Source organism: Streptomyces colwelliae (assembly GCF_048158785.1).
Taxonomy (GTDB): Bacteria; Actinomycetota; Actinomycetes; order Streptomycetales; family Streptomycetaceae; genus Streptomyces.
Genome location: NZ_JBLTJC010000210.1, coordinates 1 through 18,069 on the forward strand (window position 1 = coordinate 1; position 18,069 = coordinate 18,069).

An 18,069-nucleotide genomic window follows, 5' to 3' on the forward strand; every position below is an offset into this window, starting at 1 on the left:
CTCTTCGGCAGCGTCAGATGCGTCTAAGAGACACCCACACACCCGCGGGCGCCACGCACCCCGGATCACCCGATATGAACCTTTCGCGTGGCAGCCTGTCCGTCGTCACAGCCCGCACTTCCGAAGGTGAGCACCATGACCACCCTTCACCTGGAGCACTCCTCCCACGCCCACACGCACGGCCCGGACTGCGGACACGCCGCGGTGCCGCACGGCGACCACGTCGACTACGCGCACGACGGCCACCTGCACCGCGAGCACGGCGGCCACTGGGACGAGTGCGAGCCCGGCGGCCACGTCGCCCACCAGGAGCACGCGCACCGGCACGGCCAGGACTGCGGGCACGAGAGCGTCCTGCACGGCGACCACGTCGACTACGTGCACGACGGCCACCGCCACGCCCTGCACGACGGCCACTGGGACGACCACTGAGCCACACCCACGGCCGGGAACGGCCTGGAATCACCGACGCACAGCTCCCCGTCGCCCGGCGCGGGGAGCTGTCGGCATATCGTGGCCCCGATCACGTTTCGCTCCCCCACTGGACGACATACCGACCGGTCGGCATGATGGGCGGAGACCTGTTCCTCCGTTCGTAGGAGTGATGTATGAGCCCCGACCACCCGCCCGGACTCGATCTCGACCGGCTGCGCGGTCTGCTCGACCGCGAGCGGCCCGGTCTGGTGACCGGCGCCCTGTCCGGCCGGCTGATCGAGGGCGGACGGTCGAACCTCACCTACGCGGTCACCGACTCCACCACGAAGTGGGTCGTACGGCGACCCCCGCTCGGCCATGTACTGGCCACCGCCCACGACATGAGGCGCGAGCACCGCGTGATCAGCGCCCTGCACCCGACGAACGTGCCGGTGCCGAAACCCGTCCTCCTGTGCGAGGACGACGAGGTGCTCGGGGCGCCGTTCTACGTCATGGAGTTCGTCGAGGGCACGCCGTACCGCACCGCCGACGAGCTCACCCCGATCGGCCCCGAGCGCACCAGGGGCGCGGTGCTCGAACTGGTCGACACGCTGGTCGAGTTGCACGCGGTGGATCCCGCCGAGGTGGGCCTCGCGGACTTCGGCCGCCCCGAGGGTTTCCTGGACCGCCAACTGCGCCGCTGGGGCAAGCAGTTGGACGCGTCCCGCAACCGCGAGCTGGCAGGCGTCGAGGAGTTGCACGCGGCCCTCGGCCGCCACCTCCCCGACTCCCCCGCCCCGGCCGTCGTACACGGCGACTACCGCCTCGACAACGTGCTGATCGGCGAGGACGACACGATCAAGGCGATCCTCGACTGGGAGATGTCCACCCTCGGCGACCCGCTCACCGACCTGGGCCTCCTGGTCATGTACAGCATCCCGCTGGAACTGCCCAACTCCCCCATTTCCACGACCGCTTCGGCCCCCGGCCACCCCGCACCGGCCGAGCTGATCGAGCGGTACGCCGCGCGCTCGGGGCGCGACGTCTCGTCGGTCGCCTGGTACACGGCGTTCGCGTGGTTCAAGCTCGCCGTGATCCTGGAGGGCATCCACTACCGCTACACCCTGGGCCAGACGGTCGGCCGCGGCTTCGACCGCATCGGCGAGCTGGTTCCCGTCTTCATCGAGCACGGCCTGACCACCCTTCAGGAGGGCTGATCCACCATGGACTTCGCGTTCGACGCACACACCGAGGAACTGCGCGCCAAGCTCCTGGCCTTCATGGACGAGTACGTATATCCGGCCGAAGCCGTGGCCGAAGACCAGCGCGCCCAGCTCGCCTCCCCCTGGGACACCCCCGCCGTGGTAGGGGAGTTGAAGGCGGAGGCCCGCAGGCAGGGCCTGTGGAACCTCTTCCTGCCCGACGCCGAGTACGGCGGCGGCCTGACCAACCTCCAGTACGCCCCACTTGCCGAAATCACCGGCCGCTCCCCGCACTTGGCGCCCACCGCGCTGAACTGCGCGGCACCGGACACCGGCAACATGGAAGTCCTCTACCAGTTCGGCGACGAGCAGCAGAAGAAACAATGGCTGGAGCCGCTGCTGGCAGGCGAGATCCGCTCGGCGTTCGCGATGACGGAGCCCGAGGTCGCCTCCTCGGACGCCACGAACATCACCACCCTCATCGAGCGGGACGGCGACGACTACGTCATCACGGGCCGCAAGTGGTACATCTCCGGGGCGATGAACCCGGACTGCAAGATCTTCATCGTGATGGGCAAGACGGACCCGGACGGCGCCGACATCCGCCGCCAGCAGTCCATGATCCTCGTCCCCCGCGACACCCCGGGCGTCACGGTCAAGCGCGCGATGCAGGTCTTCGGCTACGAGGACCACTCCCACGGCGGCCACGCCGAGGTGGTCTTCGACCACGCGCGCGTGCCGGTGACCAACCTGATCGGCGAGGAGGGCGGCGGCTTCGCGATCGCCCAGGCGCGGCTCGGTCCGGGCCGTATCCACCACTGCATGCGGCTGATCGGCATGGCCGAGCGGGCGATCGAGCTGATGTGCCAACGGGCCGTCTCCCGCGTCGCGTTCGGCAAGGCGCTGGCCCAGCAGGGCGTCGTCCACAACTGGATCGCGGACGCGCGGGTCGCCGTGGAGCAACTGCGGCTGCTGGTCCTGAAGACGGCCTGGATGATGGACACGGTCGGCAACAAGGGCGCCCACGCGGAGATCCAGGCCATCAAGATCGCCACGCCCCGCACGGTCGTCGGCATCCTCGACAAGGCGATCCAGCTGCACGGCGCGGGCGGCGTGAGCCAGGACTTCCCGTTGGCCGAGCTGTACGCGAGCGCCCGCACCCTGATGCTGGCCGACGGCCCGGACGAGGTGCACCAACGGTCGCTGGCGCGGCGGGAGTTGAAGAAGTACCTGTAGTACACGAGGAGTTGGAGGGGCGTGCACCCGGTATACGTACCCGGTGTGCGCACCCCTCCAGCCCTGTTCCCCCGAGGCGGATGGTCAGTTGGGCGTGCTCGCCTTCAGCGTCCAGCCCTGGCGGCAGGTGTGGCCGAAGGTGCCGACGTCGCAGCCCTCGACGGTGAAGACGTAGGCGCCGGTGTTCCGCTCCTGCACCCGGATCCGCCCGGACGTCCCGCCGCCGAACTCGCGCTGGGTGCCCCCGGGGTCGGAGGCGCTCGCCCAGCGGACCAGGAACCTGTCGTAGCGGTGCTCCGGGGCCGTCGTGCCCCAGTTGAAGTAGGCGTAGCCGCGGTCCTCCCACGCGGCGACGACCATGTTCGAGCCTTGGCGCGGCGACCAGGTGGCGGTGCCGTAGGCGAAGTACTGGCGCTTCCCGGCGTACACGTTGCCCAGGTACACGTCCCTGGTGCCGCTGGTCGGGCAGCCCAGCCAGCCACTGGCTCCGCCGAGGGCGTTCCAACGCTGGTTGATGTGGGACTCGTTGACCGGGATGGAGCACGCGGCCCGCGCCGGTGTCTGCGCGGCGGCCGGCACCGTCGCCGTGCCGCCGAGAGCGAGCAGGGAGCCCAGGACAACGCCGGTGAGGCGCCGCTTCGTTGACAGCATGGTGTTTCCCCCGTTGATTCCTGCGTTGGTTCCTGTCGACCGGTCCGGCGGTGTGCCCGCCGTTCCGCTGCTACGAGCATCACGGCAACGGGGTCCGGAAGTTGAGGGGAAGCCCTCGGGCGGCGCCGGGCACCTCTCCCGGGTGGACCGGGAAGCGTTCCCGGGACACCCGGGCGCCGCGCCCCCACGATGGGACGCATGGACGACCGCGACGGGCGCACCCGGCCACGTACGGCGACGGCGTACGTACTGCTGGGGCTGGCGGCCCTCCAAGTGGCCGCAGGCGCGGTCGCGTTGGCGGCGGCCGGGGTCTCCGCGGCGGACGTGATCCGCTACGACATGGTCGTCGACCTGGCGGTCGGTCTCGCCTACCCGGTCTGCGGCACGGTGATCGCGCTGCACCGGCCGCGCAATCCCATCGGCTGGCTGCTGATCGCCTACGGGCTGGGCCACGCGTTCACGGGGATGTCGATCGGGCTGGCCGTGCAGGGGCTACGGCTGGGCTGGTCCCCGGAGTTGCTGCACGCGCTCACCACCGTCGGCCGCCACACCTGGATCCTCGGCAGCTCCACGGCGTTCGTGCTCGTGTTCTTCCTGTTCCCCGACGGCCGGCTGCCCGACCGCCGCTGGCGCTGGGCCCTGGTCGCCCAACTCCTGTCCTCCCCGCTCGACTTCGCGATCTGGGCGCGGGACGACTGGGGACTGTTCCGCGGCACACCGGCCCAGCCGTCCTACCTCCCGGTGCCGGACAGCTGGATGCCCGCCCTGCGCGACCTCGAGACCGCCAAGGCCTGCCTGGTGCTGGCCGCCGTGTTCGCGGTCATGTCCGTCCGCTACCGGCGCGGCGGGGAGCAGGACCGCCGCCGGCTGCTGTGGCTGATCGCGGGAATGCTGCCGCTGGCGTTGAGCGTGGTCCTCCAGATCCTCGGCTTCCCGGCGGTCTACACCTCGTGCTGCACCCTGTTCCTGCCGACCGCCATCATGATCGCCGTGGTCCGCGAGGAGTTGCTCGACATCCGCCTCGTCGTCTCCCGCAGCCTGCTCTACGGCGCGCTCACGGTCGGCGTGGCCGTCGCCTACGTCGGCCTCGTCACCTTCGTCCAGGCCCTCCTCAACCCCGATCCCACGCTGCTCGGCCCGGCCCTGGTCACCGTCACCCTCGCCGCCGCCTTCGAACCCGCCCGCCGCCTCCTCCAGCGCATGGTCGACCGCGCCCTGTACGGCGACCGGCACGACCCGGTGCGCGCGGTCTCCCGCATCGGCGAACGGCTGGCCGGCACCGGCGTCGGCGCGGTCCCGGAGGCGGTGGGCGAGGCGCTGCGGCTGCCGTACGTGTGCGTGGAGTCGAAATCCGGGGTGACGGACGGGAGTTGGGGCGAGCCCGGGGAACACATCCACGCCATACCGCTCGACTACGACGGCCGCACGGTCGGCGCACTGGTGATCGGGCTGCGCCCCGGCGAACAGCACCCCGACACCGCCGACTTGGCGGTCCTGGAGCTGTTCGCCGTACCCCTGGCCGCCGCACTGCACGCCACCGACCTCACCCGCCAACTCCAGCACTCCCGCGAACGGATCGTCGCCGCACGCGAGGAGGAACGTCGCCGGATCCGCCGCGACCTGCACGACGGGCTCGGGCCCACCCTCGCCGGAGCCGCCTTCCAGGCCGACGCCGTACGCAATCTGCTCACGTTCGACCCGGAGCGGGCGGCGGCGCTGCTCACCGAGCTGCGGTCCGAGGTCGGGGGCGCGGTCGCCGAGGTGCGCCGCCTGGTGGACGGGCTACGGCCGCCGGATTTGGACCAGTTGGGGCTGCTGGGCGCGTTGCGGGAGCGTGCGGTGCGGCTGTCCTGGCGGGCGGACGGCACCGAGATCCAGGTGCGGGTCCGGGCGCCGGAGCGGTTGCCGGCGCTGCCCGCCGCCGTCGAGGTGGCCGCGTACCGCATCGCGATCGAGGCGCTGACCAACGCGGCCCGGCACGCCCGGGCCTCCCACGTGGACCTGCACATCGAGATCGGCGACGGGCTGCGCCTGGAGGTGTGCGACGACGGTTCGCCGGCGGACGAGGAGACCGCGTGGACACCGGGCGTGGGCATCACGTCGATGCAGGAGCGCGCGGCGGAGCTGGGCGGCCGGTGTGTGGCGGGACAGGGGCGGGTGGTGGCGACGCTGCCGTTGGGAGAGGCGCTGTGACGGGGCTGGAACCTGGGGGTGAGGACGACGGGGACGCGCTGCGGGTCGTCCTCGCCGACGACCACCCGGTGGTCCGTACCGGGCTGGCCGCGCTCCTGGAGTCGATGCGGGACGGGACTCCGCGCGTGCGTGTCGTCGGGGTCGCCGCGAGCGGGCGGGAGGCGGTACGGGCGGCGGTGACCCTGCGCCCGCACGTGATGGTGATGGACATCCGGATGCCCGACCTCAACGGCATCGAGGCGACCCGGGAGATCGGCCGGGTGGCACCCCGGGTGGCCGTGCTGATGCTCACCATGGTCGAGGAGGACGACTCGGTGTTCGCCGCGATGCGGGCGGGCGCTCTGGGCTATGTCCTCAAGGGCGCGGGCCAGGACGAGATCGTCCGGGCGATCCGGGCGGTGGCCGCGGGCGAGGCCATCTTCGGCCCCGGTGTCGCGAGGCGCGTGCTGGGCCACCTGAGCAGACCCCCGGACCGCCCCGACCCGTGCCCGACACTCACCCCGCGCGAACGGGACGTCCTCGCTCTGATCGCCGACGGCCGGCCCAACTCGGTCGTGGCGACCCGCCTGGGCCTGTCCCCGAAGACGGTCAGCAACCACATGTCGGCGGTCCTGGCCAAGCTGGGCGTCACGGACCGCGCGCAGGCGGCGGCCTGGGCCCGGGAGGCGGGGCTCGTCCCCCCACCGGACGCGTGAGGGCGTGTTACGGCCGCAGCGCGCGCAGCAGCAGGTCCGCCAGGTGGTCGGCGACCTGCTGGGGCGTGAGGGGGCCGCCGGGGCGGTACCAGGTCGACAGGTGGTGGACCGAGCCGAAGTGGTAGTCCACGACGAGGTCGGCCGGGGTCGCCGTGGAGAAGACGCCTTCGCGCTGGCCCTCCTCGACGAGCCCGCGGAAGCGCTCGTGGTAGCGCCGGCGCTCGGCACGCACCTGCTTGTTCTTCTCCGGGCTGAGGTGGTGCATGGAGCGGAAGAAGATCGACGCGTCGTCGAGGTTGTCGATCGTCGTCACGACGACGTCCGCGGCGGCGGCGCGCAGCCGCTTCTCGACCGGCTCGTCGGCGGTCGCGAACACCTCCAGGCGTTCCTGCTGGACGCGCAGCACGCGCGCGTACACCTCGTGCAGGAGATCGTCCTTGGAGCCGAAGTAGTGGTACAGCGCCCCCTTGGTGACGCCTGCGGCCTCGACGATCTCCTGCACCGAGGTTCGGTCGTAGCCCTGCTCGGCGAAAAGCCTGGTGGCGGCGGCGAGGAGCCGCTGCGGGACGGGGGCCCCGTCTCCGTCGGTCGTCCTGGGCACTGCCGCCACCTGCCTTTTCTGGCTGTTCACTCGCTGTCGTGCGACCGGGAACGCAGTTCCCGCCGGAGGATCTTCCCACTTGCCGTCTTCGGCAGGTCGGGCAGGATCTCCACCTGGCGGGGGTATTTGTAGGCGGCCAGTCTCTCCTTGCAGTACACGGCGAATTCATCGGGGTCGGTTTCGGCGCCCGGACGGAGACTGATGTACGCCTTCACGGTCTCGCCCCGGTACCCGTCGGGCACCCCGACCACGGCCGCCTCGCGCACCGCCGGGTGGGTGTACAGCACGTCCTCGACCTCGCGCGGCCACACCTTGAAGCCGGACGCGTTGATCATGTCCTTCTTGCGGTCGACGACGTACAGCCAGCCCTGCGGGTCCATGAACCCGATGTCACCGGTGCGCAGCTCGCCGTCCGGGAAGGTCTCGGCGGTGGCCTCGGGCCGCCGCCAGTACCCGGGCACGACCTGCGGCCCGCGCACCAGGATCTCGCCCTGCTCCCCGAACGGAACCTCCTCGCCCTGGTCGTCGACGATCCGTACGACGGTGTTCGGCCCCGGCGCGCCGACGGCCAGCGTCCCGGAGACCGGGTCGACGGGCGCTTCCAGGTCCTGCGGCACGGACGCGCAGGGCGCGGTGCACTCGGTGAGGCCGTAGCCGTTGCGGATATACGGCCCGAAGCCGGCCCGGAACTTCTCCACCAGGGCGGGCGGCAGGGGCGCTCCGCCGGAGGAGATGTTCACGAAGGACGAGAAGTGGTCGGGTGTGACCGCCGGGTGCGCGGCCAGCGCCATGAAGGCCGTCGAGGGGCCGACGGTGTAGGCGGGCCGGTGTTCGACGAACGCGTCGAGGACGACGCCCGCCTCGAAGCGGTACGCGAGGACGAGCAGGCCCGCGCTGTTGAGGCACGCGCCGAGTTCGCAGACCATCCCGGTGATGTGGAACAGCGGAGCCATCGCGAAGTAGACGGGGGCCTCGGGCAACCGCAGGCCCGTCCGCTGCCGTTCCGCGTTGCTCATGATGTTGCCGTGGGTGTTGGTGGCCCCCTTGGGGGCGCCGCTGGTACCCGAGGTGTAGCTGATGAGCGCGATGTCGGACGGACCGAAGTCGCGACCCTCGGGCGCCGGGTTCCCCTGCCGCGCGACGGCCACCAGGTCGTCGGCGTCCTCGGCCTGCGGGAGCCGCTCGAAGGTGAGCACGCGCGCGTCGTTGCGGGTTTGGAAATCCAACTCGCACCCGGTGAGCACGATCGGCACCGGCGAGCCGCTCTCCGCGACCGCGGCGACCGTCTCGCGCAGATACGACTCCCAGGCCCGGTCGGAGCAGATCAGCGCGGTCACCTCGCCGTCCCGCAGGACATGGGTGACCTCACCCGACTTGTACATCGGGTTGACGGGGACGACGATCGCGCCGGCCTTCCAGGCACCGAGCAGGGCGAGCACGAAGTGCGGCGAGTTCTGTAGCAGGATCGCGACCCGGTCACCGCGCTCCAGCCCCCGCGCGGCCAGATATCCGGCGACGGAGTCGCTCAGCTCGTCGACCTCGCGGTAACTGAGCCGCCCGTCGAAGTAGGCGATCGCGACGCGGTCCGGGTGCTCTGCGGCGACCGCGCGGAAGGCGTGCACCAGGGAGTCCGGGGGGCTGATCGGGGCCTTCTGCGCCTCGTTGAGCAGCCCCAGCCAGGGCTTGGCGGCGTACAGGGAGTCGGTCATTCCCCGGCCTCCCACTTCTGCTGAATGTGGTTCATGGTGGTCAGCCAGCGATCCGGTTCGGTGGCCCGGGCCTGGTAGTACCCGGCGACCTCAGGATGCGGCAGAACCAGGAACCGATCCTCCGCGATCCCCTTCATCAGCGCATCGGCAACGACATCGGGCTCAATGGCCGTCGGCTGAAGCACCAGGTCACCCGCGCTGCCGGTGGCGGCCAGCATGTCGGTACGCACACCCTGCGGACAGATCGCGTGGACCTTGATCCCCCGGTGCCGGTACGTCAGGGACAGCCACTCGGCGAAGGCGTACGCACCGTGCTTGGTGACGCTGTAGGGCGCGGCCCCGATCATGGTGAGCAGCCCGGCCGCGGACACGGTGGACACGAACCGCCCGCCGCCCCGCTCCAGCCACCCCGGGATCAACGCCTCGGCGGCCCGCACATGAGCCATGACGTTGACATCCCAGGCCAGCGCCCAGACGTCCTCCCCGGCCGCCTCCGACCCACCGGATCCGACCCCGGCGTTGGCGCAGTAGATGTCGACGGTCCCGCCGAGAGCGTCCCGGGCCGCACCGACGACGGCGGAGGCATCCCCGGGTACGGCGATGGCCCCGATCTCATCGGCGACGGCTTTCGCACGATCACCGTCCAGGTCATTGACGACGACCCGGGCCCCTTCGGCAGCGAACCGCCGCGCAAGCGCAGCCCCGATGCCACCCCCAGCCCCCGTGACGACTACCCCGGCACCCTGAACGGCTTCCACCATCGGTCTCCTTCGACTGCGGCTCCACTGCAAGCCCAGACTAACCGGTCGGTATGTAACACCGGAAGAGCGGATTGCCCTTAAGGGGCGCGGGGAACGGCGCGAGCAACCACGACCGAGTCGCACCCTACGAACTACCTGCGGCAGCACTTACGGTGCCCGCATGCCCCTCACCAGAAGAACCCTCCTGGCAGCAACCCCGGCGGCAACCCTCACTCCGACAACCACCAAACCCCGCACACTACGCACCGGCTTCGAGCAGCTAGCCGCACATGACTACACCCAGCTCAGCGGCCAGCGAATCGGCATCGTCACCAACCCCACCGGCATCACAAGAGACGCCCACCACATCGTCGACGTGATGCACGCCAGCCCCCACGTGAACCTCACCGCGGTCTTCGGCCCAGAACACGGCTTCCGAGGCACCGCGCAGGCCGGCGGCTCCGAGGGCTACTACACCGACCCGGCAACCAAACTCCCGGTCTACGACACGTACTTGAAGAGCGGTCAGCCACTCGCCGACATCTTCAGGACCGCCGCCGTGGACACCATCGTCTTCGACATCCAGGACGTAGGCGCCCGCTTCTACACCTACATCTGGACCCTGTACGACTGCATGGAGGCGGCCCAGGTCGCCGGCAAACGCTTCGTCGTACTCGACCGCCCCAACCCGGTGACCGGCCGCGGCACCCAAGGCCCGGTCCTGCACAGGGAGTTCGCGACCTTCGTCGGCCGGCAGCCGATCGCGCAGGCGCACGGCATGACGGTCGCCGAGCTGGCCCGGTTGTTCAACGGGGAGTTCCTGACCACGCCCGTCCCCCTGGAGACCGTACTGATGACGGGCTGGAAGCGGTCGGATTTCTACGACGCCTGGTCACTGCCCTGGGTACCGCCCAGCCCCAACATGCCGACGCCGGACACCGCGCTCGTGTACTCGGGGACGTGTCTCTTCGAGGGCACGAACCTGTCCGAGGGGCGCGGCACCACCCGGCCCTTCGAACTGCTCGGCGCGGAAGGGATCGACGGGCGCTGGGCGGCCGCGGTGAATCAACTCGGGCTGCCCGGTGTGCACTTCAGGGAGGCGTACTTCGCGCCCACCTTCTCCAAGTTCCAGGGCAAGACCGTCGGCGGGGTCCAGATCCACATCCACGACCGGGCCGCGTACGACCCCGTGCGCACCGGGATCGCGCTGCTGGTGACCGCCAAGAAGGTCTGGAGTGGCTTCAGTTGGCGGTCCGACAACTGGATCGACAAGCTCACCGGGTCCGCCCGGGTGCGGACGGCGATCGACGCGGGCGCGGGCACGGACGAGGTGGTGGCGGGCTGGCGGGAGGAGTTGAGGGCCTTCCGGCGGGTTCGAACTGAATACCTCCTCTACAAGTGACTCGTGACGTATGGCCAATCTTCACCGGTAGCGGGACGATGCGCCCACATCGCACCACTACGGGGGACGAGGAGGCCGGTCATGGCGGATCCGGCGATGAGTGTGAGCCCTTACTGGGAGTTGACCTTCGACGCCGACGGAGACGTCGAACAGGGAGAACGCGACCGGCTGCTGCGCGAGGTACGGCAGCGCGGGGTCGGTGACCTGATCGTCTTCTCGCACGGGTGGAACAACCAGCGCGCCGGCGCGACCCGGCTCTACAGCCGCTTCTTCGCCCCGGTTCCGCGCCTCGCGCCGAAGGCGAGGATCGGGTACGTGGGCGTGATCTGGCCATCCATGGAGTTCCCGGACCAGCCGATTCCGGATTTCCCCCGGTCATCAACGGCCGTAACCGAGTTGACGCGGCCCGCACTCGACGCCGACACCCGGCACGCGCTCCTCGACGCCTTCCCCGGCAAGGCGCCGGTGATCGACCAGATCGCCCGGATGCTGGACCAACAGCCGCCCCAGGATGCCGAGTTGGAGGAGTTCGGGCGGCTGGTGCGGACGCTCGTGGAGGTGGTGCCGCCGGGACCGCAGGCGTTGTTCGGCGCCGACACGCTGGCGGAGGGGGTGCCGCAGTGCGAGCCGCGGATGTTCGCGGTCGGCTGTACGGCCGAGGTGTGCGAGCAGTTCGCGCAGGCGCTGGCCCACCTCGCGGGCACTCAAACCCCGGGCGCCGTAACGGAGTTCGCGCTGCCGAACCCGTGGAAGGGTGCGCGGGAGCTGCTGCGGCAGGCGGCGTACTTCGCGATGAAGAGGCGCGCGGGCACGGTCGGCGAGCGTGGTCTGGGCCCGGTGGTCGGGCGGCTCGCGGCGGTGGCGCCGGAGGTGCGGGTGCATCTCGTGGGGCACAGCTTCGGCGGGCGTCTGGTGTCGTTCGCGCTACGGGGTCTGCCCGAGGGGGTGCGCTCGGTCAAGTCGGTGACGCTGCTCCAAGGGGCCTTCTCCCACTACGCGTTCGCGGCCCGGCTGCCGGACGACCCGCGTACCGGCGGAGTCCTTCAGGGCCAGCAGAACCGTGTCGACGGACCACTCGTGTGCTGCTACTCGCACTGCGACTCGGCGCTCGGCACGATCTACCCGCTGGCCTCGCGGATGGCGGACGACGACTGCTCGTTCGCCGCCATCGACATCGGCCGGGTGCTGGGCGACAAGTGGGGCGCGATGGGCCACGACGGGGTGCAGGGGGTGCCGGGCACCCCATCGCTGAGCCTGGCCGAGGCCATCAACTCCCCGCTGCCGACGTCGGGTTGTGTGAACGTCGACGCCTGTGCGGTGGTGTGCCACGGCGAGCCGCCGACGGGAGCGCACGGCGACATCGTGCACCCCGAACTCGCCCGGGTGGTGCTGGCGGCGGGCCGGATCGACCGGCCCGCCGCCGCCCGGGTGTCAGCGGTGTGAGGTGAACTCCACCACTTGCTGGAAGGTGGGCCGGTTCTGCCAACTGATGTTGTAGTGCTTGATGCCGCCGAGGGTCCGCTGGACGATCGAGTCGGCACACCACTGGTCGCCCGCCGAGCACAGGGTGTCCCCGGGGTAGACCGTGGCCGCGGTAGCACCGGCCGCCGTCTTCAGTGTGCTGATCAGGATGTCCCGACAGGCGCTGAGGCTGCCGCCGCCGCAGTACTGCTGGGCCAGCGGCCCGGACACGGTCTGTCCGAGCACCGACCGGATGTCCTTGTCGACGTAGCTCCACCAGCCGTACTGGAAGGAGCTTCCGGCGTGCGACCCGGTCGGGCCGTGCGCGGCCGAGGGGGTCTCGTCGATGTACAGGTTGTTGGTGAACGCGGTGTAGAGGGTGTCACCGAGGCCGGGTTGGAACTCGGCCTTCACCAGCGCCGGCCACCAGGCGTCCAGGATCCGGATGGCGTCGGCGTTGGCGTAGGCCTTGGACCCCGCCGAGGTCTCCGTGCGTTTGCCGCCCGCGGTGAGCCAGGTCTGGAGCTTGGTGACGGCCGCGGCGGCGGTGGTGTCGGTGACCGTACTGCTGTTGATCACCTTCAGCAGGTCGGGCAGGACGTCCTCGGCGCGCAGATCGGTGAGCGAGGCGTCCGACATCGCCTTCACCAGCGAGGATCTGGTCACCCCGCCGGCCGCGACGAGTTTCTTCACCCGGTCGTCGATGAGATTGCCGCGATGGACGGACCCGTCGCCCCAACTGGCTGTCGTGTAGTTGAGGGCCTGTTTGTTGTTCCAGGAGATGTAGTAGTCCTGGTCGATGGAGTTGGGGTGCGCGGAGGCCGGGGTGTAGTCGGACGTGTTGGTGGTGGGGTCCCAGTTCTGCCACTCGTAGGCGGCCTGGCCCCAGACCGGGAACTCGGTGTCGACGCCGCTGGCCCGCACCGGGTTGTTGCCGCTGTTGTAGTACGCGGTGTGCGAGGAGTCGGCGTAGAACCAGTTGAACGTGAAGTTGATGTGCTGGGCGGCGCTCTGGAAGGTCCCCGGACTCTTCACGTAGTCCGGGTCGTTGAGCATCTGGAAGCCGATGATCGAGTCGGCCTCGTGCATGTAGGAGGAGCGCAGGGTGGTGTAGGCGACCTTCTTCCCGCCGACGGTCGCCCGGTACTCGACGGGTCCGTACTCGGTCTTCCAGACCCGCATGGTGTACGACCCCGCGGCGGTGCCGTCGGCCGTGGTGGGCGTCCAGGAGTTCTTCTGCTCGATCTCCTCCATGGCCGTGCAGGTGCCGTGGAAGAGGTAGTGGTAGTCGTCCTGGCAGAGTTCGACGGCGTACGTGTCGATGATGTCCTGGCCGGAGGTCGTGGCGGACCACGAGTAGTCCTGGCCGCGGCCGAGTTCGACGTACATGCTCAGTCCCGCGAAGGAGGCGCCGCGGGCGCTGATGCCCGGGCCCTGGATCTCCTGGAGCATGAGCAACTGCGGTGCGAAGTAACCGGTTTGAGGTCCGAAGACGGCGATCGGGTGGCCGCTCGCGGTGTATTTGCCGCTCACCACAAGGGCGTTGGACATTCCGCGCTTGGCGGAGCTGAGGGCGGTCGCGGTCGCCGCGGCGGAGGCGGCGTCGGCGCTCTGGTTGGCGCCGGTGCCCGTGGCGTCGTAGACGAGTGGCTCGGTCGTCACCGAACCGGCGTCCGGCAGGGCCTCGCCCTGGGCGGTGGTGGGCTTGGTGCCGTAGGGGAAGCTCTCACCGTTGTGGAGGGTGAGCGCGGCTTCGGGGTCGTTGCGTTCGCGGAAGGACTCCCAGACCTTGGTGCCCTGCTCCACGCCGTACTTCTGCTGGGCGGCGAGCAGGGAGATCGCGTTGTTGACCTCGCCGCCGCCGCCGGAGCCGAAGAGCGTGCCGATGACGGAGGCCAGCGCGACCAGGTCGGTGATCTTGAAGTGGTCGATCGTGCCGGCGTTGGTGATCGAGTCCTTGTGGCCGGTGAGGACGTACTCGCCGGGGAAGTAACGGCCGCTGTCCGAGGCGTCGATGTAGGCGTTGATGCCGGCCAGGTAGGCGTTGGCGTCGTCGAGTGCCTGCTGGCCGCGGGCGCCGTTGTTGGCGACGGCGTTGTCGATCTGGGACTGCAACTCCGCCTCGGTGTACGGGGCGTTGCGGTAGAACTCCTGCTCAAGGCCCTGGTTGGAGGCCGCGCCGCCGGCGAAGGTGGTGAGCTGGCCGCGTCCGACGTGCCGGAAGACGTCCATCAGCCACAGCCGGTCCTCGGCCGCCGCGTAGCCGGCGCCGTACTCGGTGCCGTAGCGCGTGGTGCCTGTGATGTGCGGCACACCGGTCGCCTTGTCTCGGACGATCTTCACGTCGGTGCGGCCGCTCGGGTTCTCCGTCGAGGCGATCTGGTCGGCGGCGACCCCGAACGACGCGTCGTTGAAGAAGGTGTTGATCTTCGCGTCGGTCAGCGTGGAGGCGCCCGTGGCCAGGTTGGCGTAGGGGCCGAGCTGGTCCTCCGCGTGGCTGGGCTGGGTGCCGAAGACCTGGTTGAGGAGGATCTGGGCGAGGGTGGCGTTGCCGTTCTCGCCGGCGGGGAGGATGTCCGAGCACTGGCCGCCGCAGTAGTCGTTCGACGCCGTCGCGGCCACTGCTGTCCCCTGGGCAAGGGGGGACAAAAGAGCGGCAATGAGGGCACATACGGATGCGGTCTTCAGGAACCCCGGGAATCTGCCGGGAGTTCTCAGTCTGTCGAGCAAGTTACGCGGGGTGCGCCGTGGCATGGCAGCTCCTACCGACGGGGGTGGTGCGGGACGTTACCGCCGGTATCCCCGAGATTGAAGATGAACATGCGTCAAGTTTTGGATCCGGGCAAGGGACTTATGGAAGTCATCGGAAATCGGATGGAGCCAAATCGCTTGTCGATACGTCTATTCGGCGACGTCCGTACGACGACGCCGAGGTGACCGAAGTACAGGTGCAGGTGTGACGGAGGTGCAGGGCGATGGCCGGTTTCCGGAGTCTGGCGAGACAGGTGCGAGACCCTCGGTGCGATCTGGCGCTACGGCGCTACTCGCTGCGCAAGTGCCTTGAGCGGTTCGCCCCTTATGGACACAGGGCGACCTGGGACCACTTGAGCTCCCGGGCCGGGTTCGGACCCGAGGACCGCTCCCCCGACCCGGCGCGGCTCGTGGCCGCACTGGACGAACTGGAGGAAGCGCGCAAGGTCTGGCTCGCCTACGAGGTCGGGTTCGCCGAACGCCGCAAGAAGGAGAAGCACGACGGGCTCCGCCGCCCGGGCACCGTGGACGACTGGCACCGGCTGACCTGGGGCGGCTTCGGCGTCGCCTGGTGCGACGACCCACGACTCCATCCCCATGAACCACTGGCCGAGGTGCTGCGACGGCTGATCGCCGCCCTGGAGCGCGAACCGGGTTCCGTGTGCCCGGTGTGCGCCGGGGAGCGCCTCCAGTGGAAGTACGACCTGGCCCACGAACCCTCCTCGGGCCCGGTCTGCACGGACTGCGGCATCGTCGTACCGCGTCCGGTGCTCACGCCCGAGGCCCTGGCCTATGCCAGGCGCGGACGGCTGCTGATGTCGGCCTGAATCGGGCGAATCTACGAAGGGCGCCAGGGGTGCGCCGGGGATGCCGCACCCCTTTTTGACCCGGCCGGTTTGCGCTTGCCGGTGCAACGGCGGAGGCTGCCGACGGCGTTCCGTCGACAGCCCCCCAAGCGGTGCGCACAGGTGCGCAACAGGTGTGCCGCAGGCGTCAGCTCGCCTTCCAGACGTCGGAGAAGCTGCCGCCGGAGATCGAGCCCGGCTGGGCCCGTACGGCCGAGCTGCTGCTCTTGGTCATGACGATCTCGTTCGGCGAGAAGGTGTCGAGGTTGCTGCCGTCGGCCTTGGCGCCGGTGAAGTTCACAGTGCCGAAGTCGGCGAGGCTCGCGACCGAGCCCCCGACCTCGGGGGCCTCGGCGATGACCTCGGCGGAGGCGTTCTTGAAGCCGGACGAGCCGGCGTGCGTGGTCGTCTTCGTCCAGCCCTCGGTGGAGTCGGCGAGGGTCATGGTGAAGGTGGAGCCGGAGTAGGTCACCGTCGCGGTGAACTTGTCGCCGCCCTTGACCGTGACGCCGGAGTACGCGCTCTCGGAGGCGGGCAGCACCTCCCACCAGGCGCCGTAGGTGGCCTTGCCGCCGATGCAGTCTGCTTCCGTACCGGTCTGCTCCAGCGCGGAGTTGCTGTACCCGTCGAGGCCGACCCAGAACGAGGAGTACGTGGTCGCCGACCCGCAGCTGACGCTGGGCTGGGTCCAGGACGAGGTGACCGAGGTGTACGCGCCGGTCGAGCCGGTGGCCGCATAGCCGGACCAGTTGGTGGACGAGACGGTGGCGTTGACCTTGCCGGGCTTCGCGAGCCCGTGCAGCGTGTGACTCTCGTGGCTCGCTATGGCCTGGGTGAGCTGGGCCGGGGTGTGCGCGGCGGCGCTCGGGGCGGCCGCGAGTGCGGGGGTGGCGAGGGCGGCGGTGAGGGCGGCGGCGGTGACGAGTACGAACCCGGCGGAAGATCTCGCGGACATGACTCTCCGTCATTCGAGGGGTGGGGGGGCACTGCCGTGACGGCAGTGCACAGCAGCTTCCGCGAGGCTTCATGGGCATGGCAAGACGGACAAAGACCTTCAGTCTTGCGGGAATTGGCGGCGCAACACCCGGGAAATCTCACAGGTTCGTTCAAGGTTGATCAACCGCCGGGCAAGACTGACCAAACTTCAGGGCAACGGTCTTCCGCCCCACGACTGCCCTGACTTGAGCTGGGGTACGTGACTTCCAGACCGGAGTACGCGCCGCCTTCCAGACCGGAGTACGCGCCGCTCTCCAGACCCGAGACCGCACGGTCCGGAGCGGAGAACGCGACGTCCGGGACCGAGACGATGCCGTTCCACGAGGCGTTGCGCGCGGCCATCGCGGCCAGCGGCCTCAGCCTGGACCGGCTCCAGGACCGGCTGCTGCGCCGCGGCACCCCGGTGGCGTCGGCGACGCTCAGCTCCTGGCAGTCCGGCCGCTACCAGCCCGAACGGGAACGGTCGTTGGCAGCACTCGCCGTATTGGAAGACGTCCTACGGCTGCCGCCCGGCGCGCTGACCGGCCTGCTCGGCCCGCCCCGGCCGAGGGGGCGTTGGCTGCCGCCGGACGGCGACCATCCCGATCTCGCCCGGGCCTGGTCGGACCACCACGACCTCACCGCCGCCCTCGCCGCGCTGGACACCCGCTGGGACGACAGCCTGACCCGGCTCAGCTGCCACAACCGGGTGGACGTGGGCGCCGATCGCCTGGTGCGGTCGATGACCAGCCGCCGCCTGCTGCGTGCCGAGGCGGACGGCGCGGACCGCTGGATCGCCCTGTACCGCCTCGACGCGCCGGGCCCCTTGCCCCACTTCCGCCTGGCGGCGCCGGCCCGGCTCGGCACGGTCCTGGAACTCCCCGAAGAGGGCCTGGTGGCGGCCGAGTTGCTCTTCGACCGCCCGTTGGCGCGCGGCGAGACCGTGATCGTCGACTACACGGTCGAGCATCGCGACCCACGCCCGTACTCGCAGCGCGCCGAGACCACGATCCACGTGCCGATGCGCGAACACCTCCTGGAGGTCCGCTTCGCGAAGGAGGCGTTGCCGCGCACGTGTTACTCGTTCCGCACGAACGGCCTCGATCCCCGTCCCCGCGCCGGGCGACCACGCGAGCAACGGCTCCGGGTGGACGCGTCGGGGTCGGTGCACGCGGTGGCGTTGGGGGCGGGGCC

The 18,069-nt window shown here is 70.2% G+C and carries 15 protein-coding genes; 9 read left to right on the top strand and 6 right to left on the bottom strand.

Features of this window, described 5'->3' with window-relative positions; all coding sequences use genetic code 11:
* The first annotated feature begins 135 nt into the window (after positions 1-135).
* From ACNFOC_RS33640 to ACNFOC_RS33650, 3 genes are all read left to right on the top strand, one after another.
* Positions 136-432 (top strand): hypothetical protein, encoded by a 297-nt coding sequence (locus tag ACNFOC_RS33640; protein ID WP_416962822.1) that lies wholly within the window; start codon positions 136-138, stop codon positions 430-432.
* A 176-nt stretch (positions 433-608) separates the two neighbouring features.
* Positions 609-1,631 carry a phosphotransferase family protein gene (locus ACNFOC_RS33645; protein WP_416962823.1) on the top strand — a complete coding sequence of 341 codons (1,023 nt, stop codon included), beginning with the start codon at positions 609-611 and terminating at the stop codon, positions 1,629-1,631.
* A 6-nt stretch (positions 1,632-1,637) separates the two neighbouring features.
* Positions 1,638-2,852 (top strand): acyl-CoA dehydrogenase family protein, encoded by a 1,215-nt coding sequence (locus ACNFOC_RS33650; RefSeq protein WP_416962824.1) that lies wholly within the window; start codon positions 1,638-1,640, stop codon positions 2,850-2,852.
* An 84-nt stretch (positions 2,853-2,936) separates the two neighbouring features.
* On the opposite strand, the gene ACNFOC_RS33655 is transcribed toward ACNFOC_RS33650, so the two are convergent.
* A complete protein-coding gene (locus tag ACNFOC_RS33655; protein ID WP_416962825.1) occupies positions 2,937-3,503 on the bottom strand; it encodes an LGFP repeat-containing protein in 567 nt (188 codons plus the stop codon).
* 198 nt (positions 3,504-3,701) lie between these two features.
* Between ACNFOC_RS33655 and ACNFOC_RS33660 the strand changes: the two genes are divergently transcribed.
* Both ACNFOC_RS33660 and ACNFOC_RS33665 read left to right on the top strand, forming a co-directional pair.
* The gene (locus tag ACNFOC_RS33660; protein WP_416962826.1) at positions 3,702-5,696 is read left to right on the top strand and encodes a sensor histidine kinase; all 1,995 of its coding nucleotides are present in this window, start codon (positions 3,702-3,704) and stop codon (positions 5,694-5,696) included.
* Positions 5,693-6,391, top strand: coding sequence for a response regulator transcription factor (locus ACNFOC_RS33665; RefSeq protein ID WP_416962827.1), 699 nt, complete (start codon positions 5,693-5,695; stop codon positions 6,389-6,391). Before ACNFOC_RS33660 ends, ACNFOC_RS33665 begins: the two co-directional genes overlap by 4 nt.
* 7 nt (positions 6,392-6,398) lie before the next feature.
* Here ACNFOC_RS33665 and ACNFOC_RS33670 read toward each other — a convergent pair whose 3' ends face one another.
* Genes ACNFOC_RS33670 through ACNFOC_RS33680 form a run of 3 tightly spaced genes read right to left on the bottom strand, consistent with a single transcriptional unit; the run spans position 6,399 to position 9,462 of the window.
* On the bottom strand, positions 6,399-6,992 hold the full coding sequence (locus ACNFOC_RS33670; protein WP_416962828.1) for a TetR/AcrR family transcriptional regulator: 594 nt from the start codon (positions 6,990-6,992) through the stop codon (positions 6,399-6,401).
* Between the two features lie 26 nt (positions 6,993-7,018).
* Complete coding sequence (locus tag ACNFOC_RS33675) at positions 7,019-8,701, bottom strand: class I adenylate-forming enzyme family protein (RefSeq protein WP_416962829.1); 1,683 nt, start codon at positions 8,699-8,701, stop codon at positions 7,019-7,021.
* On the bottom strand, positions 8,698-9,462 hold the full coding sequence (locus ACNFOC_RS33680; protein WP_398853809.1) for an SDR family oxidoreductase: 765 nt from the start codon (positions 9,460-9,462) through the stop codon (positions 8,698-8,700). The genes ACNFOC_RS33675 and ACNFOC_RS33680 overlap by 4 nt, the downstream gene beginning before the upstream one ends.
* A 160-nt stretch (positions 9,463-9,622) precedes the next feature.
* On the opposite strand from ACNFOC_RS33680, the gene ACNFOC_RS33685 reads away from it, so the two are divergent.
* Together ACNFOC_RS33685 and ACNFOC_RS33690 are read left to right on the top strand one after the other, a co-directional pair.
* Complete coding sequence (locus ACNFOC_RS33685; protein WP_416962830.1) at positions 9,623-10,843, top strand: exo-beta-N-acetylmuramidase NamZ family protein; 1,221 nt, start codon at positions 9,623-9,625, stop codon at positions 10,841-10,843.
* An 81-nt stretch (positions 10,844-10,924) separates the two neighbouring features.
* On the top strand, positions 10,925-12,286 hold the full coding sequence (locus ACNFOC_RS33690; protein WP_416962831.1) for a serine-threonine protein kinase: 1,362 nt from the start codon (positions 10,925-10,927) through the stop codon (positions 12,284-12,286).
* Here the strand turns inward: ACNFOC_RS33690 and ACNFOC_RS33695 are convergent.
* The gene (locus tag ACNFOC_RS33695; RefSeq protein ID WP_416962832.1) at positions 12,275-15,058 is read right to left on the bottom strand and encodes a penicillin acylase family protein; all 2,784 of its coding nucleotides are present in this window, start codon (positions 15,056-15,058) and stop codon (positions 12,275-12,277) included. The two genes, ACNFOC_RS33690 and ACNFOC_RS33695, sit on opposite strands and share 12 nt — an antisense overlap.
* 221 nt (positions 15,059-15,279) lie before the next feature.
* Here ACNFOC_RS33695 and ACNFOC_RS33700 point away from each other — a divergent pair, with 221 nt between their 5' ends.
* On the top strand, positions 15,280-15,882 hold the full coding sequence (locus tag ACNFOC_RS33700) for a hypothetical protein (RefSeq protein ID WP_359608286.1): 603 nt from the start codon (positions 15,280-15,282) through the stop codon (positions 15,880-15,882).
* Between the two features lie 166 nt (positions 15,883-16,048).
* Here ACNFOC_RS33700 and ACNFOC_RS33705 read toward each other — a convergent pair whose 3' ends face one another.
* Complete coding sequence (locus ACNFOC_RS33705) at positions 16,049-16,855, bottom strand: G1 family glutamic endopeptidase (protein WP_416962833.1); 807 nt, start codon at positions 16,853-16,855, stop codon at positions 16,049-16,051.
* Positions 16,856-17,095: 240 nt separating this feature from the next.
* Here ACNFOC_RS33705 and ACNFOC_RS33710 point away from each other — a divergent pair.
* The coding region (locus ACNFOC_RS33710; RefSeq protein WP_416962834.1) for a transcriptional regulator at positions 17,096-18,069 on the top strand (974 nt) is incomplete at its 3' end.